Here is a 24,350-nt window from a genome sequence, read left to right as displayed (position 1 = left end):
CCGGGACTGTGACGCGCCCGGACACCGTTCGGTGCCGTCGCAGATGCACACAGAGTCTAGCGTCCGGCCGGGCGGCGGACCTGGGCTTCCGCCAACTGCACCCGGCGGGGACCTACCCGCCGGTGTGCTGCGCCGCGACCGCCTCGGAGATCACCTCGGCGACGCCGCGGATGTCCACCAGCCGGTCGAGCTCGTCGAGGTCGACCGAGACGCCGTAGTTCACCTCGACCCGCGCCAGCAGCTGGATCCGCTGCCGGGACGTCATGCCGAGGTCGTCGAACGGCGTCGTGTCGGCAAGCCGCTCGGGCGGGATCTCCAGCGCGAAGCTGATGATCCGCCGGATCTCGTCGACGTAGGTGCCCGGGTCAGCCATGCCGCTCATTCTCGCCCCACCAGCGCTCACGGGCGGCGGTGCGGGACACCTTGCCGCTGGTGGTCCGCGGCACCTCGCCCGGCCGCACCAGCCACAGGGCGCGCAGCGGCAGGTCGTGGGCCGCCGAGACGGCCCGCCGCACGGCCGTCTCGACCGAGGCGTCCGGCGCGGCGCACCCGGCCACGACCGCGACGCCTTCGCCGTGGCCGTCCCGCACGGCGAACGCGGCGACGCGCCGGATGCCGGGGTGCGCGGCCTCGACGGTGGCTTCGATGTCCTGCGGGTGGTGGTTGCGGCCGTCGACGATGATCAGCTCCTTGAGCCGCCCGGTGACGTAGAGCTCGCCGTCGTGGACGAAACCGAGGTCGCCGGTGCGCAGCCAGCCGCCGGGGGCGATGACGTCGTCCCGCCCCCAGTAGCCGTCGGCGACGTTGGGCCCGGACACCTGGATCTCTTTGTCGACAATGCGGATCCGCTGGCCGTACGGCCGCCCCACCGACACACGCGGCTCGCCGTCGAACGTCCGCACGGTGGGCCCCTCGGCGCCCGCGCTCGTGACGAACACCGTCGCCTCCGCCAGCCCGTAACACGGCTTGTGCGCGGCCGGCGGCAGCCCGAAGGGGGCGAAGGCCCGCGCGAAGGCCTCGACGGTGGCCGCGCGGACCGGCTCGCTGCCGTTGAGCACCGAGTTCACCTGCGAGAGATCGAGGGCTTCGAGGTCCCCCGCCGCTTCCGCGGCCAGGTCGAAGGCGAAGTTGGGCGCGGCGCTGACGACTCCCGGGAGCTCGGCCAGCAGCCGGATCCAGCGCAGCGGGTCGCGCACGAACTCCATCGGCGTGCAGAAGACCGACCGCGAGCCGAGGAAGACCGGCGTGGCGATGAGCAGGACCAGGCCCATGTCGTGGAAGAACGGCACCCAACCGGCCAAGGGGGTCGACGCGCCGGCGCCGTAGCACCGCGTGGTCTGCCAGCAGGCGGCCACCAGCGCGCGGTGCGAGATCACCGCGCCGGCCGGGCGGCGCGTCGAGCCGGACGTGTACTGCAGGTACGCGGGGTCGGTCATCGCCACGGCGGCGGGCGGCTCGGCGTCGTCGGGCTCGACGTCGTCGATGTCCTCGACGGCGAGCGCGGTGCCCGGCGGGACCTTGTCCAGGAAGTCCCTCGAGGTCAGGCAGGCCGCCGGGGTGGCGTCCGCGAAGGCCGCCTCGATCCGGGCGCGGCCGGTGCGGCCGGTCGGGACGGACAGCGGCACCGCGACGCGCCCCGCGTAGAGCGTCCCGAGGAAGGCGGTGACGTAGCCGAGGTCCTGCCGGGCGACGATCGCCACCCGGTCACCCGGGCGAGTGACGCGCCGCAGCTCGCGGGCGACGCCACGGACGCGCGTGAGCACCTGCGGCCAGGTCAGGGTGTGGTCGGCGGGTCCCGGGAAGGTGCGGCAGGTGAAGGCGGGGCGATCTTCGCCCGCGTTGCGGAGCAGGTAGTCCGTGAACGGCGTGGCCAGGACGTCATCCGGGACAGCTGCGGGCGGCACCGCCCCATCCTGCCCTACGGTGTCGAAGCGATGGACGAGTTCGAACGGCACGGCATCGGGGTGGTCTCCGGCCGCGACGCGTGCGCGCGGGCCCTGCGGTCACCCGAGCTGACGTCGGATCCCGGCGGCGGCTCGCCCAGCGTGCTGCTGCGAGACGGCGAAGCACACACTCGCGTGCGTGCGGTGCTGCGGGAGATCATCGCCGGGCTGGAGCCGTTTCCCGAGGCCCTCCGAGCCGGGATCGAAACGACCGTGGCCGGGCTGGGGACGTCGTTCGACCTGGTGCGCGACTTCGCGCGGCCGGTGGCGGGCGCGGTGACGTCGGCGGTGCTGGGCGTGCCCCTCGACGACGTGTTCCTGGACCACCTCGAGGCGACGACGGCGAACCTCGACGTTTTCGGCGGCACCGACCGGGCAGGGCAGGTATCGGCGTTCCGGCTGGCGGTGCAGCTCAGCCGGACCCCGGCCGGGCCGGGCGGGCTGACGGCGCTGCGCGCGGCGCACGCGGCGGGTCGCCTCGACGACGACGAGCTGATGTTCAACCCGGTGGTCTTGGCGCACGCGGCGTACGAGAACTCGCTGAACTTCCTGGCCGGCGCCGGCCTGGAACTCGCGACTTCGGGTCCACGGAGCGTGCGGGAGCTGGTGACGGCGATTTGCCCGGCCCGGTACGTCCTCCGGTTCGGCCCGGACGGCCCGCTGGCGATCTCCCTGACCGACAGCTTGCCGTTCGGCCTCGGCCGGCACGCGTGCCCCGGCTCCGGGGTCGCGGTGGCCGAAGGCGAGATCGCGCTCACGGCGCTGACGAAGATCCTCGGCCCCGGCTGCCGGGTGGACGAAGTCCGCTGGAAGACCCACCCGGTGTTCCACGGCCCGGCGAAGGCCGTGGTCACCCTCGCGTCAGGAGACGGCTGAGACCACGCCGGCCAAGCGGTCGGCCGCGGCCTGCGCGGTGGACTGCGCCGGTGCCTCGACCATCACGCGGACCAGCTGCTCGGTGCCGGACGGGCGCAGCAGCACCCGGCCCTCCTCGCCCAGCTCGGCCTCGACCTCGCCGACGGCGGTGCGGACCTCGGACGAGCTGGCGACCGCGGCCTTGTCCGCCACCGGGACGTTGACCAGCACCTGCGGCAGGCGGTTCATCACGGCCGCCAGGTCGGCCAAGGACTTGCCCGTCTCGGCCATGCGGCTCATCAGGCGCAACGCGGTCAGCAGGCCGTCGCCGGTGGTGGCGTGCGCCGGGAGCACGACGTGGCCCGACTGCTCGCCGCCCAGCGCGAACCCGCCCGCCCGCAGCTCCTCCAGGACGTACCGGTCACCCACCGCGGCCGTGACCACGGTGATGCCGTGCGCCTTCATGGCCAGGTGCAGGCCGAGGTTGCTCATCACGGTCGCGACCAGGGTGTCCTTGGTCAGCTCGCCGGACTCGGCCAGCGCGAGCGCCAGGACCGCCATGATCTGGTCGCCGTCCACCAGCTCGCCGGCGGAATCGACGGCCACGCAGCGGTCGGCGTCGCCGTCGTGCGCGATGCCGAGGTCGGCGCCGTGGGCGACGACCGCTTCGCGCAGCTTCTCCGGGTGGTTGGAGCCGCAGTGCTGGTTGATGTTGATGCCGTCCGGGTCGGCGTGCAGCGCGACGACCTCGGCACCGGCGCGGCGGTAGACCTCGGGCGCGGCGGCGGAGGCAGCGCCATTGGCGCAGTCGACGACCACCTTGAGCCCGGCGAGCGGGTTCGGCGTGGCGCCGAGCAGGTGGGCGGCGTAGCGGTCGAGGGCGTCTTCGACGTCCGTGACGCGCCCCACACCGGCACCCGTCGGGCGGACGGCGTCGGCGGACACGCCGGCTTCGATCTCGTCCTCGATGCCGTCGGGGAGCTTGTGCCCGCCCGCGGCGAAGAGCTTGATGCCGTTGTCGGGCATCGGGTTGTGCGAGGCGGAGATCATCACGCCGAGGTCGGCCTCGAGCGCGCCGACCAGGTGGGCGACGGCCGGCGTGGGCAGCACCCCGACGCGGCGCACGTCGGCCCCGGCGGACGTGAGGCCCGCCACGACCGCGGCTTCCAGCATCTCGCCGCTGGCGCGCGGGTCGCGGCCGACGACCGCGACCGGCCGGTGCGAGCGGTCGTGCGCGGCGAGCACGCGGGCGGCACTGGCCGCCAGCGCCAGCGCCAGCTCCGGCGTCAGCTCGGCGTTGGCCAGGCCACGGACCCCGTCGGTTCCGAACAGGCGTGCCATCGATCGACCTCCTCTGCGCGGTCACACCGGTGCGACCACCACGACAACCTAGCGATCCCGGCGGACCGCGTTCCCTCGCCCCGGTGAAGTCGCACCGGGGCCCGGAAACGAACCAGACCCCCGGGAAAAACGCCGGAGCGCCCATCCGATGGACGGATGGGCGCTCCGGTGGTTCGCGCCTGGAGGGCGCGATCAGCGCTTGCTGTACTGCGGGGCCTTGCGGGCCTTCTTGAGGCCGTACTTCTTCCGCTCCGTGGCGCGCGCGTCACGAGTCAGGAAGCCGGCCTTCTTGAGAGCCGGGCGGTCGTCGGCGTCGACCTCGATGAGCGCACGGGCGATCGCCAGGCGCAGCGCGCCCGCCTGACCCGAGACGCCGCCACCGTGGAGGTTGGCGAAGATGTCGAACGAGTCCGGCTTCTCGACCAGGACCAGCGGGTCCTTGATGAGCTGCTGGTGCACCTTGTTCGGGAAGTACTCCTCGAGGGTGCGGCCGTTGAGCTTGAACTGGCCGGTGCCCGGGACGACCCGCACGCGGACGACGGCTTCCTTGCGGCGGCCGACGGTCTGCGCGTTGCCGCCCGCGGCGCGCGACGGGCGCGGCGCGGCGGCGCTCTCGCTCGTGGCGACCGGGGTCTCGCTGGTCGCGGCGGGGGTCTCGCTGGTCGCGACCGGCGTCTCGCTGGTCGCGGCCGGGGTTTCGCTGGTCTCGACCGGAGTCTCGCTGGTCTCGACGGCGCCGGACTCGGTCGCCTCGGGGGCCTCGACGACCTCGGGGGTCTCGGTCTCGGTGCTGGTCACAGACTGTTCCTCACTCACTGCGCGACCTGCGCGATCTTGGTGATCTCGCGCGCCTGCGGCTGCTGCGCGGCGTGCGGGTGCTGCGGGCCGGCGTACACCTTCAGCTTCTTCGCCTGGGCGCGGCCGAGCTTGTTCTTCGGCAGCATGCCCTTGACGACCTTCTCGACAAGGTGCTCGGGCTTGGTGTCCAGCAGCTCGCCGAACGAGCGCTTCCGCAGACCGCCCGGGTAACCGCTGTGCCGGTACGCGAACTTCTGCTCGCGCTTGTTTCCAGTGAGCGCGACCTTCTCGGCGTTGACGATGATGACGAAGTCACCGGTGTCCACGTGCGGGGCGTAGGTCGGCTTGTGCTTGCCGCGCAGCAGCGTGGCGACCTCGGTCGCCAGCCGTCCGAGCACGACATCCTCGGCGTCGATCACGTGCCAGGCACGAGTGACGTCGCCGGGCTTGGGGCTGTACGTGGGCAAGGGTCTACCTCGTCGTCAACATTGCGTGTGGGTTCTGTGCGGGCCTAGCGCTTACGCGCCGCAGCGCACAACGACATATGAAGATACCCCCACGGTCACCGCACCCGCGCATGGGGGGTGGTGGAAGCGCCCATACTAGGCTCCGGGCGGCCCGGGCGCAGCCGGGACCCTACCGGAATTTTCCGCCCGAAGCGCCTGCACGCGCCACCTCGACACGCGAGGATGGGGCCATCCGGAGCACCAGGCGAGCAGGGGACGGCATGAGCAAACGACCGACGGCGATCTTCGTCCTGGGCGCCCTGCTGGCCCTGGTCAGCGCCTGCGGCCAGGCGAAGGCGGGCACCGCGCTGCCGAAGGGCGACGACGCGGCGGACTACGTCGGCGCCAAGTTCGAGCAGGTGATCGGCAAGCTCTCCGACGCCATCACCGACACGCGCGACGTCACCAACTCGCTGGACGCCTACTTCAAGTTCGACGACAAGTGGATCCACAGCACCGTGACGTCGGCGCGCACCGGCAACCCGGAGAACCGCGCGGTGCGGCACCGGTCGCAGAAGAACCCGGACGAGATCATCGACACGTACACGCCCGCGGACGGCACGGTGGAGTACACCTACCTCGGCCCGATGTACGTGCAGAAGGGCGTCTCGCCGACGGCGTGGGTGTCGATGCCGAAGCCGGAGGGCGGGCTGGTCCTGCCGTGCGCCTGGGGCGGGGTGCTGACGCCCTGCCGGATGGCGGACTCGACCGTGGAGGCGTACCAGGCCGACAAGCGCGCCGTCCGCGGGGCGAAGAGCCTCGGCGACGGCAAGACCGCGCTGACGGTGAACGTGCCGTTCGGGATCTTCGTCAAGGACAAGGTCGAGATCCTGCCGCCGAGCATCACCGGCCAGATCGGGCCGGAGCTGAAGAAGGCCGCGGTCCCGGCCACGATCACGCTGAACCCGGACGGCAGCCTCGCCTCCTTCGCGATGGAGGCCAAGTTCGCCGGCGACGGCCACCAGCTCGAACTCAAGTACGAGTTCCGGTTCACCGGAAAGGCGAGCCTGCAGGACATGCCGAAGCTGCCGGACGCGAGCCAGATCACGGTGCTGCCCGACCGGGCGGCGATGGACGACTTCTACCGCCGGCTCGGCGAAGCGCAGGGCAGCTGAGGCGTGCCCACGACCCGAGGTGATCTCCGATGACAACACCGTCGACACCGTCGCCACCGTCCCAGCCACCCGACCCGCGGCAGCCGCAGTGGTGGCAGCCGCCGCCGACCCCGCCCGGCGCCCCCGCTGGGTGGTCGCCGGAGCAGCAGGCGACCGGCCCGCACGCCGGGCAGTGGCAACAGAACGCCGACCCCGGTGCGGTGTCGGGTTCCTACACCGGCCAGTGGCAGCCGGGGCAGCCGTCGGGCTCGTTCTCGGGGCCGTGGCCGCCGGGGCAGCAGGGCGGCGGGCCGTGGCAGCCGCCGTCCCAGCCGACGCCGCAGCAGCAGCCGCCGACGACGCCGGGCCACGGGCAGCCGCAGTACGGCGGTGGGTTCCAGCCGTCGCAGTACGGCGGTCTCGGCGCGTTCCCGGCTGAGCCGGCGAAGAAGCCGAAGTCGAAGAAGCCGTTGCTGATCGCCCTCGCCGCGGTCCTGGTGCTCGCCGCCGGCGGTGGTGCCGCGTGGCTGCTGGGCGCGTTCCGCGGGGACGTCCTGGAGCAACAGTCCCTTCAGGACGGTGTGGTCAAGGTCCTGAACGAGAACTACGGCGAGCCCGACGTGAAGAACGCGCAGTGCCCGGCGAACGAAGCCGCGCGGAACGGGACGATGTTCGACTGCACGGTGACCATCGGCGGGCAGCAGAAGAAGGTGACCGTGCGGGTGCTCAACGACCGGCCCGAGTACGAGGTCGGCGCCCCGCACTGAGCCCGTCCCCGTCCGCGGCCGGTGCTGTCGGCCGGTTCCGTTGCCGGAAACGGAAAACGGCGGGCCCCGCACCGGAGTGCGGGCCCGCCGTGGTTTCCGGGGCTACCGGCTCAGAACAGGCCTTCGACGGCGCTGTCGGTCGACTGGTAACCGTCGGCGATCTGCGGCAGGGCGGTGGCGATCTGCGCCAGCACCTGCTTCAGGTCCTCGAACTTCTGGTCCCAGGTGCGCTGGGCAGCGTCGTACTGCTCCTTCGCGGAACCGGTCCAGGTGGTGGTCAGCGGCCGCAGGTCGTCCTTGAGGCGGTCGAAGGCTGCCTGCAGCTCGCCCCCCGTCGACGTGCAGTCGTCCGCGGCCTGGCGGATGGTGGCGTAATTGACGACAATGCCGGCGCCATCAGGCATGACTTACTCCTTTTGAGCTGAAGAAAATGGGTGTTGGGAAAGGATTCGGAAGGTGTTCAGCCGAGGGCGTCGAAGCCGCGGTTCACGGCGCCGAGGATCTCCTGCTGCTGCTGCTCGGAACGCTCGTACTTGGAGCCGGCCTCGCGGAGCAGCTCACCGATCCGCTGCAGCGCCTGGTTCATGCCGCGAGCGTCCTCGTCGAAGCGCAGCATCACGTGGTCGAACGCCTTCTGCGCCTCACCCTGCCAGCCGGCGCGGGTGGCCTCGATGCGGTCGCGCAGCGTCGAGAGGTTCTGGTCCATCTGGGCCCGAACCTCGGTGACCTTGCCCTCGGCATCGGTGAACTGGGCAACTGTTCCTTGGAATCCCTGTCCGGCGCTCATACCGGTACCCCCTTCATAAGAGTGGTGGTTGTCCGTACCAAGCTTGTTCGTTCGTACGGCCCTACGACGCAGACACTGCCATGTCCGGTTCCCCCTTGTCGTGGTTTGCCCGGAAGTAGTTGCTTGCGTGAACGCCCGCACCGGGAACCGGTCGCCGCGGGTATCCGGAGAACGCCCCGAACTCGTGGCGCATCGCCCGGAAATGCCTTCCTCACCAGCAGGATTAGCACGCGCACAGCAACCGGTGGCGCGGTTTCACTGATCGCGCTGCATGATTCGCATCTGGGAAAAGTCTTCGTCGTCGTCACCCGATCGAGGGGTCCGCGCCGGAGGTTGCGAACGCGAAGGAACCGGATCGGGCGCCGCGGGAACCGCCAGCCCGCGGGCGCGGCGGAATCGCTCGGCGGCCGCGCGCAGCGTGGCGGGCGTCGGGTCGCCGGACTTCGTGCCGCGCCCGCTCTGCTTCAGCAGTTCGGCGTTCTCGCTGCGCCGCCGCCGGCCGCGCGCGAGCGCGTTCCCGGTGACGCGCCGGGAATGCGTCACCGCGTCCTGCCCGATCCGCGTGAAGGACGCCGCGGCGCTTTCGAATTCTTCGGACGGCACCGCGTGCCCTCCTCTCAGTTGAGGATTTCCACCGTGCGCACGGCTTGCACGCAGGCGGCCGCGACCCGGTCCCGCAGCGGGGCCGTGGCGTACTGGCAGCCGACGTGGACGCGGATCCGGCCCTTCGCCACGACGTACCAGTCGACCTGGAGATCGGGCCGGTCCGGCTTGCTCTCGTGGTACCCGATCACCGTCTTGCCGGCGTACGACAGGCTCGGGTCGAACGCGCTGTAGCGCGCGGACTCCCGCTCCGCGCTTTGCTTCAGCGCGTCGACGAGCTTCTGCGGGTCGGCGGTCGCGTCGTAGTCCATGACGTACTCCTGCGCGACCAGCAGGTCGTTGCCGTCACGGGACTCCTGCGGGTGGATCACGACCTGCTTGTCGGCGACCCGGTCATCGGTCTGGACCCAGTCCTCCGGTGCGACGAACTTGAAGTCGTACTGCGAAAGCGTCCGGCCGCTCTCGGCCTGGGTCCCCGAGTTCGCGAACACGAGAACCCCGGCGACGACGAGCGCCGCCACGACGACCACCGCGGCCGCGATCAGGCCCCACAGCTTGCGGCGGCTCTTCCCGGCCGGTTCCGGTGCGGGACGGGCCCCGGCGGGCGGGCCCGGCGGGTTCGGCCGGGCGGGCTGCCCGGCGGGCGGCGTCCACGGCCGGGCCACCGGCTGGCCGGCCGGCGGCGACGGCGGGGGCGCCGGGCGGTTCGGGAACCCACCCGGACCGGAGCGGGGCGGTGCCGGGCGCGGGGCGACGTCGCCGGGGCGGACGACCTCCGTGCGCTGCGCCGCCGGGTTGAGGGCGCCGCCCGGTGCCGCGCCCAGCCGGGCCATCGCTTCGCCGGGCAGCGCGCCGGTGCGGTCCGGGTCCACCAGCACCGCCCGCAGCGCGCCGCGCGCGACGACCGTCTCGGGCTGGTCGAGGCTGGTCGGCACGACACCGGTGCGTTCGTGCACCAGCCGCGAGATCATCGGGATCCGGCTCGACCCGCCGACCAGGAAAATCGCCGTGAGCTGCTTCGGCCGCAACCCGGCGTCGCCGATCGCGGCGACCGTCAGCTCGACGGCCCGGCCCAGCGGCGCCGCGATCAGCCGCTCGAGGTCCTCGCGCGTGACGTGCGCGTCGGCGAACGGCGGCGGCATCGGCACATCGGTGTAGGCGTGCCGGGACAACGTCTCCTTCGCGCCCCGCACGTCTTGGCGCAGTACGCGGCGCCGGCGCCGGTCGGCCAGCTCACGGCCTTCGACGAGCTCGCGCCACGCGTCCGGATCGGCCGCGGAAACCAGGGAACCCAGGTGTTCCAGCAACGCCTGGTCGATGTCCGCGCCGCCGAAGGCGGGATCGCCGCGGGTGGCGAGCACCTGGAAACCGCCGCGCTGGGGACGGCCGGCGCGGTCCCGCGCGGTGTCCGGCGGCAGCCGGCGCACCACGCTGACGTCGACCGTGCCGCCGCCGAGGTCCAGCACCGCGAGCGCTTCGCCGGGGCGGCCGCTGAACTCGACGGTGCGATCGTCCTTCATGTCCTGCGGCGCGAACGTCGCCGCGTGGTAGACCGCCGCGGCGACCGGCTCCGGCACCAGCGCCACTTCGCGCGCCAGCCCGCCCGCGGCCTGCCGCAGCAGCCGGGTGCGGATCGCGCCCCAGTCCGCGGGGTGGGTCAGCACGAGCAGGTCGACCTCGGCGTCCCCGGCCAGGCGGCGCGCTTCGGACACCGCGCGCCCCAGCACCGCGTGCACGACGTCGGTGACCCGCAGGACGTTCTCGCCGAGCAGCAGCTCGCCCTCGTCGATCCGCCGCTTCGGGTTCGGCTCGTACCGCGACGGGTCGACCGCCGCCTGCCGCTCGGCCTCCTGGCCGACGAACAGCGTGCCGTCCGCCGCCGCGTAGACCGCCGAGGACATCAGCGGCTGGCCGTCGATCACCACGACCTGCGGCTCGCGCCCGTTCACCGAGGCGACGACGCAGGTGCTCGATGTCCCGAAGTCCACCGCAACCCGGACCGTCACCAGCAGCTCCCGCAGTAATGTTCGCGATCCCCCACGCCCCGCCGGCGGGGCGCTCCCTCGGGGAGGAACCTACCCACCCCGCCGGGAGCACGTCCCGCCGCCGTCGTCAGTCGGGCTGGATCCACGACACCTGGATGAGCTGCTTGCCGTACTTGCGGGTGAGCATGTTGCCCCGGCCCGGTGGCATCGGGCCGGGCTTGATGTTGCCGACCAGCGCGCCTTCGTCCCGCGAGCCGTTCATCACCATGCCCGGGGCCGCGATCTCCTTGAGCTTGCCGATGATCGGGTCGTACATCGCCTTGCTCGCGCCACCGGTGCGCCGCACGACCACCAGGTGCAGACCGACGTCCTTGGCCTGGGGCAGGAAGTCGGAGATCTTCCGCAGCGGGTTGTTCGACGACGTGGCGACCAGGTCGTAGTCGTCGACGAGGATGAACAGCTCCGGGCCCTTCCACCAGGACCGCGTCTTCAGCTGCTCCTGCGTGACGTCCGGGCCCGGCAGGCGGCGCGTCATCGAGTTGAAGACGTCGCCGACCATGCTCTCCAGCTGCGCGGCCGAAACCGCGTAGCCGAGCAGCGAATCGCCCTGGATGAAGCCGAGCATCGTGCGCCGGTAGTCGACCAGCAGGATCAGCGCTTCCTTGGCGGTGTAGCGCTCCGAGATGCCCCGGGCGATCTGCCGCAGCAGGTTCGTCTTGCCCGACTCGCCGTCCGCGAAGGCGTAGAAGTGCGGTTCGGCGTTGAAGTCGAGGTAGACCGGCTGCAGGTCCTCTTCGTTGACGCCGATCGGGACGAGCTTGGAGTCCCGGGCGGGGTCGAGCTTGAGCACGTCTTCGTAGGTGATCAGCTCCGGCAGCAGGCGGACCTGCGGCGCGACCCGGCCGCGCCAGGCGCCCTTGATCTTCGCCACCGCGTCGGCCACGCCGGCCGCGACCGTCTCCGGGTCGCTGGAGCCGTCGATCCGCGGGAGGCCGCCCAGCATGTGCAGCTTCTCGCGGGTCAGGCCCCGGCCCGGCCGCCCGGCCGGGATGTTCACCGCGATGCGCCGGTCGATGTCGGACTCGGTCGGGTCACCGAGGCGCAGCTCGAACCGGGTGCCCAGCATGTCCTTGATCGCCGGGCGGATGTCGGCCCACCGGTTGGCGGAGATGATCACGTGCACGCCGTAGGACAGACCCTGCGTGGCGAGCCGGGTGATCGAGGTTTCGAGCTCTTCGAAGTCGTCGCGCAGGGCCCGCCAGTTGTCGACGACCAGGAACGCGTCGCCGAACGGGTCCTGGTCCGGCCGGATCTCGCCGCGGCGCTTGCGGTTGCGGAACTCGGTCATCGAGTCGATGCCCATCGCCCCGAACCGGCCTTCCCGCTCGGTGAGCAGGGTGGTCAGCTCGGCCACGATCCGGCGGGCCTTGTCCGGCTCGCGCCGCGCCACCGCGACCCCGCCGACGTGCGGGAGGCCGGCCAGCCCGGCCAGGGTGCCACCACCGAGGTCGAGGCAGTAGAACTGCGCCTCCTCCGGCGTGTGCGTCAGTGCCATCGACATGATCAGCGTCCGCAGCATGGTCGACTTGCCGGTCTGCGGGCCGCCCACGATCACGCCGTGGCCGGCCGCGCCGGAGAAGTCGGCCCACAGCGGGTCGCGGCGCTGCTCGTACGGCCGGTCGATGATGCCCAGCGGCACCTGCAGCCGCCCGTTGCCGAAGAAGCCGACCGGGGACAGGCCGCGGTCGTCGGTCGGGTTCAGGTTCGGCAGCAGGGTGTCGAGCGAGTTCGGGTCCTTCAGCGGCGGCAGCCACACCTCGTGCGCCGGCGGGCCCTGGCCCACCAGGCGCGAGACGATGACGTCGAGCTCGCTGGGTTCGACCGCCTCTTCGGGCTGCCGTTGCTCTTCCTTCGGCGCCGCCTCGACGAACTGCGGTTCCGGCTCCTTCGGGAGCTCGACGAAGTCCGGGACGAACAGCTGCGGCCGCTTGTCCGCGCGGACCACGGTCGCCGCCGGGCCCGCCGCCTTCAGGCCGGCGGGCCGGTACGGACCCGAGACGTAGGCCGCCTTGAACCGCACCAGCGTCGAGGTGTCGTACTTCAGGTAGCCACCACCGGGGACCGACGGCAGCTCGAACGCGTCCGGCACGCCGATCGCGGCGCGGGACTCCGCCGCCGAGAACGTCTTGAGGCCGATCCGGTACGACAGGTGCGAGTCCAGGCCGCGCAGCTTGCCTTCCTCGAGGCGCTGCGAGGCGAGCAGCATGTGCATCTGCAGCGACCGGCCCAGCCGGCCGATGGCGACGAACAGGTCGATGAAGTCCGGCTTCGCCGACAGCAGCTCGGAGAACTCGTCACAGACGATGAACAGCGCGGGCAGCGGGTCGAGGTCCGCGCCGTTTTCCCGGGCTTTCTCGTATTCCCAGACGTTCTTGAAGTTGCCGCCGTTCTTCAGCGCTTCCTGGCGCCGGTTCATCTCGCCGGCCAGCGCGTCCTTCATGCGATCGACCAGCGTGACCTCGTCCGCGAGGTTGGTGATGACCGCGGAGACGTGCGGGGCCTTGTCCAGGCCCATGAACGTCGCGCCACCCTTGAAGTCGACGAGGACGAAGTTCAGCGTGCTCGACGAGTGCGTGGACAGCAGGCCCAGCACCAGGGTGCGGAGGAACTCCGACTTGCCGGAACCGGTGGCGCCGATGCACAGGCCGTGCGGGCCCATGCCTTCGGCGGCGGCTTCCTTGATGTCCAGCTCGACCGGCTGGCCGTACTCGCCGACGCCGAAGGGCACGCGGTAGCGGTCGCGGATCGGCCGCGGCCGCCACGCCTGCTGCACGTCGAAGGTCATCGGGTCGCCGGGGATGCCGAGCAGCTCCAGCAGCGACGGGTTGGACAGCAGCGGCTCTTCGTCGCCGACGTCCTGGCCGGCGGCGCCGCCGACGCGGTACGGCGAGATGAGCCGGGCCAGCGACTCGGTCTCGACCAGGCTGAGGGTGTCCGGGCGGCCGAACCACTCGACACCGCCGGCGCTGCGCGCACCCAGCCTGTCGGCTTCGACGACCAGCCGGAGGCCGCGGCGGGCGGCGAGGTTGCCGAGAGAGTCGGACAGGTCGATCAGCGTGACGCCGACCAGGCCCTCCTCCAGGACGATCTGTTCTTCGCGGGTGACCTCGGCGTCGTCGATGATGATGACGACGTGCGGCTGGTCCGGCGCCGGCGTGGCGTTGCGGGAGAAGCGCTGGCGGTCACGCAGTTCTTCGTCGAGCCAGTCTTCGATCTGGGCCAGCGAGCCGGCCATCATCCGGAGCTGGCCGATGCCGTCCGACAGCGTGGGGTGCTGGGCGTGCGGCAGCCACTTCGCCCACTCCCACTCCTCCTTCGCCCGGCCCGCGGTGGCGACCGCGATCAGCACGTCGTCGGGGCTGTGGAAGGAAACGAGCTGCGCGAGCATCGCGCGGGTGAGGCCGCGGGTCAGCGCGCGGTCGCCCTGCATGCTGACCGCGGCGAACCCGCGGAGGGTGATCTGGGTCGGCAGGTCGGGGACGATCGAGTGCGCGCGCACGAACCGGCGCAGCGCCAGGGTGGCGATCGGCTCCAGCTCGTCGACGGGCCCGGTCTGGGGCGGGACGAGCCGCGTGGCGAGCCGGTGCGAGCTGCGCCCGACGCGCAGGTGCAGGAAGTCCTGGTCGTTCTGGCGGCGTTCCCACATCCGGCGGCTGGCGGCCAGCGACCAGAGGGACTGCGGGTCGGGGTGCACCCACTCCAGGGCGGCGCGCTGGTCGACCATGGCCTCACGGGCGCGGTCGCGCATCTGGCCCAGGTAGCGGAGGTAGTCCTTGCGGTCCTCGTCCATCTCGGCGCGCTTGGCGCCGCCGCCCTTGCCGCCACCGCCGGCCATCATCCCGAGCGTGCCGACGACCATCATGCCGCCCATGGCCATCATCATCGGGTTCCGGTTGCTGGCCTGGAACATGAAGACCATCATCCCGAGCGACGCGACGATCATGACGACCGGAAGCGCCTTCATCACGATGTTCCCGGGGATGACGCGCGGAACCTCGGGCGGCGGCTCGAGGTGCACCTCACCACCCGGCGGCCGCGGTGCCGCCAGCCGCGGCGACTTCTTGAACTGCAGCGTGCTCATCGAAGGACCCCTCTTCAAACTCGACGATGGCGGCCACCGTTTAGTGCGCAAGGTGCGCGGAACAACCTATCGAACGCCGCGGTGGAATTCCGGCGGATGCCGTAACGCCCTCGTGAACCGGTCCTGACCTCGCCTGACGAGTGTACGGCGCGGCACCGACAGTAATCGCGCACTCTGCCTTGTGAGCTGCGGTCGGCGGCCGGTGAAGCTGAGCGCCCCACGACTGCTCGGCCACCGTCCCGACCCCCACCACACCCGGACAAGCCGGCGCGGAACCACCGGCGGCACCGGCCACCAGCCGCGGAAACGACGGGCGGCCCACGCCATGAGCCGCGGCCGCCGTTCGGTGAGGCTGAGCCCCCTACGACTGCTCCTCTCTTCCACCACGGCACCACCGTCACCAATCCTCCGCAGCTCCGCCGGCACGGCCCGCGAAAACGACGGGCGTTCCGGCCGTAAGCCGAGGTCACCGGCAGGGTGAGGCCGTCGCGGCGGCACTTTCCCATCGGCGCCGGCCACCGCCCCGACCCCACCACACCCGGACAAGCCGGCGCGGAACCACCGGCGGCACCGGCCACCAGCCGCGGAAACGACGGGCGGCCCACGCCATGAGCTGCGGCTGCCGGTGAATTTCGGACGTTCGGTGCTGCCCGCGCCGGGGTTCGGTATAAGTTCCCCGGGAGCAGTATCGACCGAGCGGGGGCAGTGCAGTGGCTACGGGCACGACAGTTTTCAGCAGGGTGACGGTCGTCGCGCCGTCCACCCGGATCGACGTGGCGCTGCCCGCCGACGTCGCGGTGGCCGATCTGCTGCCGATGCTGCTGGACATGGCCAAGGAGACCGCGCCCGACGGTGGGGCCCGCCACGGTGGCTGGGCGCTGGCGAAGCTCGGGGACGCGCCGCTCGATCCGAGCCGCACCCTCGCCTCGCTCGGAGTGGTCGACGGCGAACTCCTCCAGCTGCGCAAGCGCAACGAAAACCCGCCGCCGCCGCTGTACGACGACGTCGTCGACGCCATCGCCGAGTCGTCCCCGGACAGCTTCCGGCCGTGGACGAAGGAGACCGCCAACCGGTTCGGGCACGTTGCCGGTGGGCTGGCACTGTTCGCCGCCGCCGTCGCGCTGTTCATGAGCGGCTCCTTCTACGGCGGGAGCGCGCTGGGCGCGGCCATCGCCGGCGGTATCGGCGCGATCGCCTGCGTCGCGATCGGCGCGACGCTCGCCAAGGGCTACCAGGCGGAACCGACCGGCGTGCTGATCGCCGCGGCGGGCGGGCTCCCGCTCGCCTTCGTCAGCGGCTTCTACATCGTGCCCGGGCTGTCCCTGCGGGCGAACCTGCTGCTCGGCGCGGTCCTGGTGATCATCGTCGCCTCGGTCTGCATCATGGTCATCGGCGCCGGCATCACGACCTTCATCGCCGCGGCCACCGCGGGCACCTTCGGCGCGCTGGCCTTCCTGTTCGGCACGCTCGTCGCGCACCCGGCGGCCGGGATCGCGGCCGGCACCGTCGCGGTCGCCCTCGCCTGCATCTCGATCCTGCCGCGCGCCACGATCTGGCTCGCGAAGCTGCCGCTGCCGCACGTGCCGAGCAACGCCGAAGAGCTGAAGGAAGACTCCGGCTTCCCCGACTACCGGGCGATCGAGCGCCGCACGGCGATCGCGCACAACTACATGACCGGCCTGATGGTCGGCTGCGGTGCCACGGTGGCCGTCTCGGCGATCATCGCCGCGAGCGCGCCCGGGACGTTCGGGATCATCCTGGGCGTCGTCGCGACACTCGTCCTGCTGCTGCGTGCCCGCGCGTACGCCAACGGCAGCCAGGCGATCGCCCTGCTCACCACCGGCCTGGTCTCCGCCACCGGGATCGCCATCGGCTGGCTGGTCTCGGCGAACGCCCAGAACCGCCTGCTCTACGTCTTCGGCGTGCTGATCCTGCTCGCCGCGGGCGCGCTCGTCGTCGGCGTGATCTTCCCGAACCAGCGGTTCTCGCCGCCGCTGCGGCGCACGGTGGAGATCATCGAAGCGATCTGCATCGCCTCCGTGCTGCCCCTCGCCCTCGGTGTGATGGACCTCTACACCACCCTGCGGCACCTGAACTTCAAGTGACCGGATCGGGTGACTCTCCGATGGCAGCAGCACGGCGTCACGGCGCCCCCCGAAGGACCACGACGGCCCTGCTGGCCGGCACGATCGGCCTCCTGTCGCCGCTGACGCTCGCGGTGCCCGCGGGGGCGCAGGCCGCACCGGCCGACGGCTACTTCGGGACGCCGCCGCCGGTCGACATGGACAAGCTGATCCCCGACACGCGCCAGCCCGACAAGACGTACACGCAAACGAAGGGCTGCGTGCAGCGCAGCACCCTCGGCCAGGACATCCAGATCAAGAACCGGCCGTGGGGCCAGGAGTACCTGCAGATCTCCAAGGCGCAGGAGATCGTCAAGGCGGCCAAGGGCAGCGCCGGCGGCGGCGTCCGCGTCGCGGTGATCGACACCGGCGTGACGAAGCACCCGTGGTTCCAGGACCGGCTCAAGTCCGGCGGCGACTACGTGGCCACGCCGACGAAGGGCCAGCCACCGGGACTCGAGGACTGCGACGGCCACGGCACCGAGGTCGCCGGGATCATCGGGGCCAAGCCGGACAACCCCGAGGTCGGGTTCGTCGGCGTCGCGCCGGACGCGACGATCGTGTCCTACCGCCAGCTCAGCGAAAACTACGAGCCCGCCAAGCAGACCGCGACCCCCGGCTCGAGCACTCCGCCGTCCTCGTCGAGCACCAACCCGCCGTCCGGGTCGAGCACGGAACTGCCCCCGGGGGGTGGCGGCGGCAGCGCCGAAGGCGACGGGACGTCGCCCGGGCAGTCCAACGGCGGGCGGCAGCTGGAAAAGGCCGGCACCGCGGGCACGCTGAGGACGCTGGCCGAGATCATCCACGGCATCGCCGAGCGGCACGAGGCCGACGTCATCAACATGTCGGTCGACAACTGCCGCACGGCCAGCGGGTCGATCACCGAAGGCGAGCAGCAGGTCCAGGCAGCCGTGCGCTTCGCGGCGGACGCCGGCATCGTGATCGTCGCCGCCGCCGGCAACGCGACGGACACGTGCCCGCAGAACGACCAGCCGGACGCGCGGAAGCCGAAGACGATCGTGACGCCGCCGTGGTTCGCCGACGACGTGCTGTCGGTCGGGGCGATCGACGAGTTCGGCAGCGTGGCGCCGTTCAGCGTGCACGGCCCGTGGGTCGGAGTCGCGGCGCCCGGCACGAAGATCGTCTCGCTCGACCCCGCCGAGGGGTCCGGCAGCCTGGCGAACCTGACCTTCGAAAACGGCGACAAGGCCAGCGAAATCCAGGGCACCAGCTTCGCGTCTCCGTACGTGGCGGGCCTGGCGGCGCTGGTCAAGGCGATGTACCCGAAGCTCACCGCCAAGGGCATCGTCAACCGGATCAAGGAGACGGCCCAGCACCCGGCGGCCCCGGGCGGCCGCGACAACTTCGTCGGCTACGGCGTGATCGACCCGGTGGCGGCGCTGACGCAGGTCCTGCCGTCGGAGGTCGGGAACCAGGCGCCGATCCCCGCCCCGCAGATGGCCCAGCTCCCCCCGGCGAACGACCACAGCTCGACCCCGATGATCGTGGCGCTGGCCGGCACGGCGGGCGGCGTGCTCGCGCTGCTGATCACGTTGTTCGTGATGCACACGATCCGCCGCAACCGCCCGGCCGAAACCGGCACCCGCCGCTGACCCTCGGACCGGAACGGGATCCGTTCCGGCCTGGGGATCACGTCGCGGGCGGGGCCGGCGGTTTCTTCTGCTGCGGGGTTTCGTCCTCGCCGATCACCGGGGGTGCGACCAGGCCGGGCTCGCCCAGCAGGTCGGACGACTTCGTGACCGGGCGGGTCTTCGACGGGCGGCGAGCCTGCCCGCCGCCCGAGCCGAACGCCCCGAAACCCATCATCGGCATCATCGGGACTCCGCCCGATGAGCTGTGGTCCTGCTGCGCGGGAGGGGCCGGCTGCGGGTCGGCGGGTTGCGCCGTTTCGGGGGTTCCCGCGCCCGTGTGACGGCCCTCCGCCTGGCCGTCGGCCGAAGACGGGGTCATCACCTCGTCGGCCGGAGCCGCGGCCGTGGCGTCCGTGGTGGCCTGCTCGCCCGCTTCGTTCAGGGCGTCGTCGTGCAGCTTGAAGCGCTCCGGCGGGTACCGGTGCCGGATCTCGATGGTGCGGGACGCCGCGTCCGGGTCGTCGACGCCGTCGCACAGCCGGTCGAACGCCTCCATGACGTCGCGCGCGGTCTCGTGCAGCGCCTTCGCCGACTCCTGGGTCTCCTCCAGCTGGGCCCGCGCCCGCTTGGGGCCGCCGGCCGGGAGCAGCATCGTCTCCGACGTCAGCTCCGCCGCGTCCACCAGCACCTCGACGAGGTCGACGACCACGTGCCGCACGGTCGTCACCAGCTCGTCCAGCGCGCCGGCCAGGGTGTCGAGCGCCTCGTGGAGGTCGCCGCCCGCCGCGCCGACCGCGCGGATGTACGTGACGAACGAGTCCGCGTCCCGGCCCTCCCAGCCCGCGTCGAGCCGGCCGAGCTCGTCGTCCAAGCGGGCCGAGACCTCGGCCGCGACCGAGGCCGCCTGCCGCAGGCGATCCGCTTCCGCACCGAGGTCGGCCCAGCGGCCGAGCAGCGGGCGGAAGTACGTCTCGACGGGGTCGATGACGCCCAGCTGCCGCGCCAGATCCGTGAGGTACGCCAGGTACGGCTCGGCCGCCGCCGTGATGTCCTCGCCCGCGGGCACCGGCACCGAAGCCGCCGGGGAGCCGGTCTCGGTCTTCATCCGTCGAGCCTCCCGGCCCGCTTGATCAGCTCCGCGGCTTCCGCGTCCTGCCCGCCGTGGCGGATCGCCACCTGCCGCAACGCCTCCGCCGCCGAACGCAGCGCCTCGGCGCCGTCGGCCAGCTGCCGCCGCAACGCCCCGGACGCGCGGCCGTAGGACTCGCCGAGGCCGATCTGCGCGCCCAGCGTCCCGTAGGACTCCGCGGTGACGTCCCCGCCGACCTCGGCCGCCGCCACGTCCAGGTCGGCCGCGGCGGCGTCGGCCGTCTCGGCGTACCGGGCGACGACGACGCCGTCCATCCTCAAGCCGGCCACGGCACCTCCACTCACGAGAAAGACCCTCGAGCGTGGGACGCCCGGCGCGGTCCGGCGGTTCCGCTCAGTTCCCCGGCTGCGGGGTCGGGTACGCGCCGGCGTTCGGGTCGATCGGCACCGCGTCGAACTGCCGCAGCACGTCCTGGGTGTTCAGCGACGCCCCGGTCGGCAGCAGCCCGATGATCGACTCCGGCGCCGGCTGCCGGTTGTTCATGCCGATCGCGTCCGCGGTCTGGGCGTCCGGGACGCTGTAGCGGACGCCCCGGTCGGAGATCAGCTGGATCTGGCCCTTGCCGAAGCTGGCCTTGCCGGTGGCGGACTGGACGACCGCGGCGAACCCGGGCTTGAGGTAGAAGCCGTTGAGCGGCACCCGGTTCGGGCCCGGCGTGGTCACCGTCATCGGGACGAACTTTTCGCCGCCGCTCTTCTGACCGGGCAGCTGCGTGTCGACGTACACCGAGGTGTGCGCGTCCTGGTCGGGACCGGACCCCGCCAGCGACCAGCCCAGGCACGCGACCGACGAGTTCTTCGTCGCGTCGAGGACCGTCGGCACCGAGCGCGGGAAGTCGTCGACCGCGATGTAGTCGGGGTCGGCCGGCTGCATGGTGTGCACCCCGGCGAGCTTGTCGAGGCCCAGCGTCTGGATCCGGCCGGAGCTGCCGTTCTTCGCGACGCGGATGATGTCGGCGACGGCGTTGGACACCCGCTGGATGCCGCCGCGGGTGATCGCCCAGTAGTTGAGCGTCGTCTCGCCGGCCTGCTGCGTGGCGAAGACGTCGCCGACGGTCAGGCCGTCGAAGTCCGCCGGGACCTGGCCGCCGGCGATCTTCGGCGGCGTCAGCTTCGCGACCTCGGGGATCGCGTTGAGCAGCCCCTGCGTGATCTTCCGCGGCGACGGCGGCAGCTGCAGCGCCGTCCGCACCGCGTCATTCGGGTTGTCGACGTCGATCTCGGCGCGCACGGTGTTCGCGTTCGGCCGGTTCCGGGAGCTCGGCAGCCGGTACACGAGGTAGGTCTTCCCGTTGTCGGCCTTCGCCAGCAGCGCCTCGTTTTCGCGCAGCTCGGTGCCCAGCCCGCTCGGCGCGATGCCGCCGAAAACGTAGGTGTTGGTCCGGCCGGTGTCGGGGTTCGGCAGCGACGGGTCCAGCTGAACCTGGTCGCAGACGGCCCAATTCGGGGAAATTCGCTGGGAATCCGTCGGGATCAGCTGCGGACCGTCCGGAATTCCGGTCAGTTTCTCGCGCGGAATGTCCTTCAGCTGCTCGTCGGAAACGACCGTGGGATTCTTCACACTCGCCGGGCTCGCCGCGGCGGGGGCCGGGGTGGCAGCCGCGCCGCCGGCGCCCGCGCCCGCACTGGTCGACTTCTGCTGGGCCAGCAGCAACAGCCGCGCCGACGCGAGGTTGAACGTCGGAATCAGCTTCTTCGGGTTGCCCGTCACCACGTACACCGTGCCGGACTGTTCGCCGATCACGATGTTCCCGGCCTCGGGCACCGAAGGCGCCGGGCTGAGCAGGCCCCAGACGACGAACACGATCATGCCGAGCGCGCCCAGCACCACCCCCACGATCGTGGCCCGCGTGTGGGTGCGCATCGGGTCGTGCAGCATCACGGCGTCCCGCCGGACCAGCGCCGACTGCATCCGCCGTAGGACGAACTGATACGCCTGGACCTGAGACTTAGTCGTCGGTGTTGATGGCATTCTCGACCTACAGCTCTCCCCGTCGCGGTACGGTTCCGCAGGATAGCCGTACGGGGACCGTCTGGTGTGGGGTTTCTACCAACTCCAGCTAGGGTCGGGCTCCCCGGGACCCGGCTTCCGGGTACGCAGCAAGCACGAGGGGAAGAGAAAGCGCGGATGTCCGTCACCACTCCTCCACGTCCGCCTGGCCCGCCCGGGCCCCCGCCGCCCGGTGGCCGTCCGCCGGGCCCGCCGCCCCGGCCGGGCAGACCCGGTGGTCCCGGAGGCGTTCCCGGTGGTCCCGGAGGCGTTCCCGGCGTACCCGGCGGACCCGGTGGCGGCCCCGGCGGACCCGGTGGCGGCCCCGGCGGACCCGGTGGCGTCCCTGGCATGCCCCCGCGCGGTCCCGGCGGCCCGGTTCCCGGTGGCCCTGGCGGACGTCCCGGCGGACCGGGTGGTCCCGGAGGCCCTGGCGGCCCGGGTGGCCCCGGCGGCCCCGGCGGTCCTGGCGGCGGCGGTCCCGGTGGCCCCGGTGGTCCCGGCGGCGGTGGCCCGGGTGGTCCCGGTGGCGGCCCCGGCGGCCCGCAAGGGCCCGACGACAGCGGTCCCGCCACTCCCCCGCCCGGCCCGGCCCGGGTGGCCCCGCCGGCGCGGCGGCGGTCGGCCGGCGTCACCCTCGGCCCGCTGCCCGTGGCCAACCTCGTCGTGCTCGAAGTCGGCCTGGCGATCGGCCTGGTCCTGCTCGCGATCGACATGTCGCTCAAGTACGTCGGCATCGGCATCGTCGGCTTCGCCCTCATCGTCGCGCTGCTGCGCTGGCGCGGCCGCTGGTTCACCCAGTGGGTCGGCCTGACGCTGCGCTACACCTTCCGCTCGCACGACCGGGTCGCGGACCCGCTGCCGCCGAGCACCGTCGAAGCCATGACCGCCGAAGAGACCACGGTCACCGGCCCCGACGACGCCCGCGTGAACCTGCTCCGCATCGCCGTGCCGGACCTCGTCGTCGCCCACGGCGTCGACCACGAGCGCCAGCAGGTGGGGCTCGCCTGGAACGACGGCACGTGGACGGCGGTGCTGCTCGTCGAGCCGGCGCCCGCGTTGATCACCCAGGCCGACGGCGCGCCGAGCCTGCCGCTGTCGGCGCTGGCGCCCTGCCTCGAAGACCGCGGCGTGGTCCTCGACTCGATCCAGATGATCTGGCACTGCTACCCGGGCAGCGCGGCGCTGCCGTCGGACTCGCCGGCGCTGAGCTCCTACATGGAGGTGCTGGGGCCGCTGCCCGCGGCGGCCCGGCGGACGACGTGGGTGGCGATCCGGCTCGACCCGAGGCGGTGCCCGGCGGCGATCCGGGAGCGCGGCGGCGGCGTCGTCGGCGCCCACCGCGCGCTGATCGGGGCGCTGTCGCGGGTGCGCAACGCACTGGAGTCCCAGGGCGTGCCGACGCGGCCCCTGGACCCGGACGAGCTGCTGCGGGCGAGCATTTCCGCCGCGGAGCTGACGTCGGTGGCCGGGTCGCCCACCAAGGTGACGTTGCAGGAACGCTGGTCCGGCGTGACCGCGGCCGGGATCGGCCACGCGAGCTACGCCATCACCGGCTGGCCGAAGGGCAAGGTCGCCAACAGCCTGAACGCGCTGACGAGCGTCCGAGCGCTGTCGGCGACGCTCGCGATGTCGATTTCCCCGGCGTCCGACGAGGGCAAGATCGGGCTGCGCGGCGTGGTCCGGCTGAGCGCGCGGAACCCGCGTGAGCTCGACGCCGCCGACCAGCGGCTGCAGGGGCTGTCCGAGCGGCTCGGAGTGGACCTGACGCCGCTGCGCGGCCTGCAGGTTTCCGCCTTCGCCGCGACGCTGCCGATCGGAGGAACAGCATGAGGGAGCTTGCGACCGAATCATTCAACACTGCGTCTTCGGCGAATGCCGCGCCGAGCGTGAGCGAGGTGTGCGCATGAGTTCCCGCGTCCGTGACGCCGGGCAGAACAGCGGTGTCGCGCCGGAGTTCACCGTGGACCCCGCGATGCTCGACGCGATCAGCCCCTCGGGTGACCGCGGCGGCATCGTGCTCGGCTCGGGCCTCAAGGGCGAGCCGCTGACGATCTCGGCGCTGCGCTCGACCCCCACCCGGATCGTGCTGGTGGGCGGGCTCTACCTGGCCCGCCAGGTGGCCATGCGCGCGATGGCGGTCGGCGCCTGGGTCGTCGTCGCCACCGGGCGCCCGACCGAGTGGCAGGTGCTCTCCCGGGCGGCCGGCAGCCGCGACGGGCGACCGTCGCCGCTGGTGCAGATCCGGCGGCTGTCACCGGTCGAGCTGCCGCGGCCGTCGGAGGACGCGCCGCTGCTGGTGGTGACCGACGGCGGCCCGACGCCCCAGGACCTGTTCCCGCCCCGCTCGCCCTGGCAGACGACGGTCTACGTGCTCCCCTACCTGCACCCGCAGGCGGGCGCGACGGCCAACGCGGCGGACCTGGTCCTGATGCAGCGCCTCCCGGCCGGCCAGGCCGAGCTGGCGGCCCGCATCTGGCGCCTGCCGCCCCAGATGATGCGCCAGCTGACGACGTTGAAGGACGACCAGGCGGTGGCCCTGGGCCGCAACCTCTGGCGACCGCTTCGCCTGGTCACCACGGGCAAGGAGCAGCAGCTCCTCGGCCCGGTCCGCCGCGGCGACTGACCCACGCAGTGAATGACTCATTCCTGGCGTCTGACGTCAGGAATGAGTCA

20 protein-coding genes are annotated in these 24,350 nt (G+C 72.3%); 7 read left to right on the top strand and 13 right to left on the bottom strand.

Annotated elements, in window-relative coordinates:
• Positions 1–112: 112 nt before the first annotated feature.
• Both AB0F52_RS18965 and AB0F52_RS18960 read right to left on the bottom strand, forming a co-directional pair.
• Entirely contained in the window at positions 113–373 is a 261-nt protein-coding gene (locus AB0F52_RS18965; protein WP_360172176.1) for an acyl carrier protein, read from the bottom strand.
• Positions 366–1,904 (bottom strand): fatty acyl-AMP ligase, encoded by a 1,539-nt coding sequence (locus AB0F52_RS18960; RefSeq protein ID WP_360172173.1) that lies wholly within the window; start codon positions 1,902–1,904, stop codon positions 366–368. Before AB0F52_RS18960 ends, AB0F52_RS18965 begins: the two co-directional genes overlap by 8 nt.
• Before the next feature lie 30 nt (positions 1,905–1,934).
• On the opposite strand from AB0F52_RS18960, the gene AB0F52_RS18955 reads away from it, so the two are divergent.
• Positions 1,935–2,819 carry a cytochrome P450 gene (locus tag AB0F52_RS18955; protein WP_360172170.1) on the top strand — a complete coding sequence of 295 codons (885 nt, stop codon included), beginning with the start codon at positions 1,935–1,937 and terminating at the stop codon, positions 2,817–2,819.
• On the opposite strand, the gene glmM is transcribed toward AB0F52_RS18955, so the two are convergent.
• The 3 genes from glmM to rplM form a co-directional block, all read right to left on the bottom strand.
• On the bottom strand, positions 2,805–4,139 hold the full coding sequence (glmM, locus tag AB0F52_RS18950) for a phosphoglucosamine mutase (RefSeq protein WP_360172167.1): 1,335 nt from the start codon (positions 4,137–4,139) through the stop codon (positions 2,805–2,807). The two genes, AB0F52_RS18955 and glmM, sit on opposite strands and share 15 nt — an antisense overlap.
• A gap of 192 nt (positions 4,140–4,331) precedes the next feature.
• Positions 4,332–4,937, bottom strand: coding sequence for a 30S ribosomal protein S9 (rpsI, locus tag AB0F52_RS18945; protein WP_360172164.1), 606 nt, complete (start codon positions 4,935–4,937; stop codon positions 4,332–4,334).
• A gap of 14 nt (positions 4,938–4,951) precedes the next feature.
• Positions 4,952–5,404 (bottom strand): 50S ribosomal protein L13, encoded by a 453-nt coding sequence (gene rplM / locus AB0F52_RS18940; RefSeq protein WP_004560141.1) that lies wholly within the window; start codon positions 5,402–5,404, stop codon positions 4,952–4,954.
• Positions 5,405–5,664: 260 nt separating this feature from the next.
• Between rplM and AB0F52_RS18935 the strand changes: the two genes are divergently transcribed.
• Positions 5,665–6,558 carry a hypothetical protein gene (locus AB0F52_RS18935; RefSeq protein WP_360172160.1) on the top strand — a complete coding sequence of 298 codons (894 nt, stop codon included), beginning with the start codon at positions 5,665–5,667 and terminating at the stop codon, positions 6,556–6,558.
• 29 nt (positions 6,559–6,587) lie between these two features.
• A complete protein-coding gene (locus tag AB0F52_RS18930) occupies positions 6,588–7,304 on the top strand; it encodes a DUF4333 domain-containing protein (protein WP_360172157.1) in 717 nt (238 codons plus the stop codon).
• A 110-nt stretch (positions 7,305–7,414) separates the two neighbouring features.
• On the opposite strand, the gene AB0F52_RS18925 is transcribed toward AB0F52_RS18930, so the two are convergent.
• The 5 genes from AB0F52_RS18925 to eccCa form a co-directional block, all read right to left on the bottom strand.
• Positions 7,415–7,708 carry a WXG100 family type VII secretion target gene (locus AB0F52_RS18925; RefSeq protein WP_360172154.1) on the bottom strand — a complete coding sequence of 98 codons (294 nt, stop codon included), beginning with the start codon at positions 7,706–7,708 and terminating at the stop codon, positions 7,415–7,417.
• Between the two features lie 56 nt (positions 7,709–7,764).
• Positions 7,765–8,091, bottom strand: coding sequence for a WXG100 family type VII secretion target (locus AB0F52_RS18920; RefSeq protein ID WP_360172151.1), 327 nt, complete (start codon positions 8,089–8,091; stop codon positions 7,765–7,767).
• A gap of 255 nt (positions 8,092–8,346) precedes the next feature.
• Entirely contained in the window at positions 8,347–8,694 is a 348-nt protein-coding gene (locus AB0F52_RS18915; RefSeq protein ID WP_360172148.1) for a hypothetical protein, read from the bottom strand.
• Positions 8,695–8,708: 14 nt separating this feature from the next.
• A complete protein-coding gene (locus AB0F52_RS18910; RefSeq protein WP_360172144.1) occupies positions 8,709–10,700 on the bottom strand; it encodes an Hsp70 family protein in 1,992 nt (663 codons plus the stop codon).
• A 106-nt stretch (positions 10,701–10,806) separates the two neighbouring features.
• Positions 10,807–14,820: a type VII secretion protein EccCa gene (gene eccCa, locus AB0F52_RS18905; RefSeq protein ID WP_360172141.1), complete on the bottom strand. Its 4,014-nt coding sequence runs from the start codon at positions 14,818–14,820 to the stop codon at positions 10,807–10,809.
• 740 nt (positions 14,821–15,560) lie between these two features.
• Between eccCa and eccD the strand changes: the two genes are divergently transcribed.
• Both eccD and AB0F52_RS18895 read left to right on the top strand, forming a co-directional pair.
• Positions 15,561–16,925, top strand: a complete 1,365-nt coding sequence (gene eccD, locus AB0F52_RS18900; RefSeq protein WP_285988122.1) for a type VII secretion integral membrane protein EccD — start codon at positions 15,561–15,563, stop codon at positions 16,923–16,925.
• A gap of 20 nt (positions 16,926–16,945) precedes the next feature.
• Positions 16,946–18,556 (top strand): S8 family serine peptidase, encoded by a 1,611-nt coding sequence (locus AB0F52_RS18895; RefSeq protein ID WP_360172137.1) that lies wholly within the window; start codon positions 16,946–16,948, stop codon positions 18,554–18,556.
• A 37-nt stretch (positions 18,557–18,593) separates the two neighbouring features.
• On the opposite strand, the gene AB0F52_RS18890 is transcribed toward AB0F52_RS18895, so the two are convergent.
• The 3 genes from AB0F52_RS18890 to eccB all read right to left on the bottom strand — a co-directional run bounded on the left by AB0F52_RS18890 (position 18,594) and on the right by eccB (position 21,656).
• Positions 18,594–19,640: an endo-1,4-beta-glucanase gene (locus AB0F52_RS18890; protein ID WP_360172134.1), complete on the bottom strand. Its 1,047-nt coding sequence runs from the start codon at positions 19,638–19,640 to the stop codon at positions 18,594–18,596.
• Entirely contained in the window at positions 19,637–19,954 is a 318-nt protein-coding gene (locus AB0F52_RS18885) for a hypothetical protein (RefSeq protein WP_360172131.1), read from the bottom strand. The genes AB0F52_RS18890 and AB0F52_RS18885 overlap by 4 nt, the downstream gene beginning before the upstream one ends.
• Positions 19,955–20,018: 64 nt before the next feature.
• Positions 20,019–21,656 carry a type VII secretion protein EccB gene (eccB, locus tag AB0F52_RS18880; protein WP_360172127.1) on the bottom strand — a complete coding sequence of 546 codons (1,638 nt, stop codon included), beginning with the start codon at positions 21,654–21,656 and terminating at the stop codon, positions 20,019–20,021.
• A 669-nt stretch (positions 21,657–22,325) separates the two neighbouring features.
• On the opposite strand from eccB, the gene eccE reads away from it, so the two are divergent.
• Both eccE and AB0F52_RS18870 read left to right on the top strand, forming a co-directional pair.
• The gene (gene eccE / locus AB0F52_RS18875) at positions 22,326–23,507 is read left to right on the top strand and encodes a type VII secretion protein EccE (RefSeq protein WP_360173184.1); all 1,182 of its coding nucleotides are present in this window, start codon (positions 22,326–22,328) and stop codon (positions 23,505–23,507) included.
• Between the two features lie 73 nt (positions 23,508–23,580).
• Positions 23,581–24,300 (top strand): hypothetical protein, encoded by a 720-nt coding sequence (locus AB0F52_RS18870; RefSeq protein ID WP_103342423.1) that lies wholly within the window; start codon positions 23,581–23,583, stop codon positions 24,298–24,300.
• The last annotated feature ends 50 nt before the right edge of the window (positions 24,301–24,350 follow it).

The organism is Amycolatopsis sp. NPDC024027 (genome assembly GCF_040638975.1).
In the GTDB taxonomy this organism is placed as follows: Bacteria; Actinomycetota; Actinomycetes; order Mycobacteriales; family Pseudonocardiaceae; genus Amycolatopsis.
This window is presented reverse-complemented; position numbering and strand designations above follow the sequence as displayed.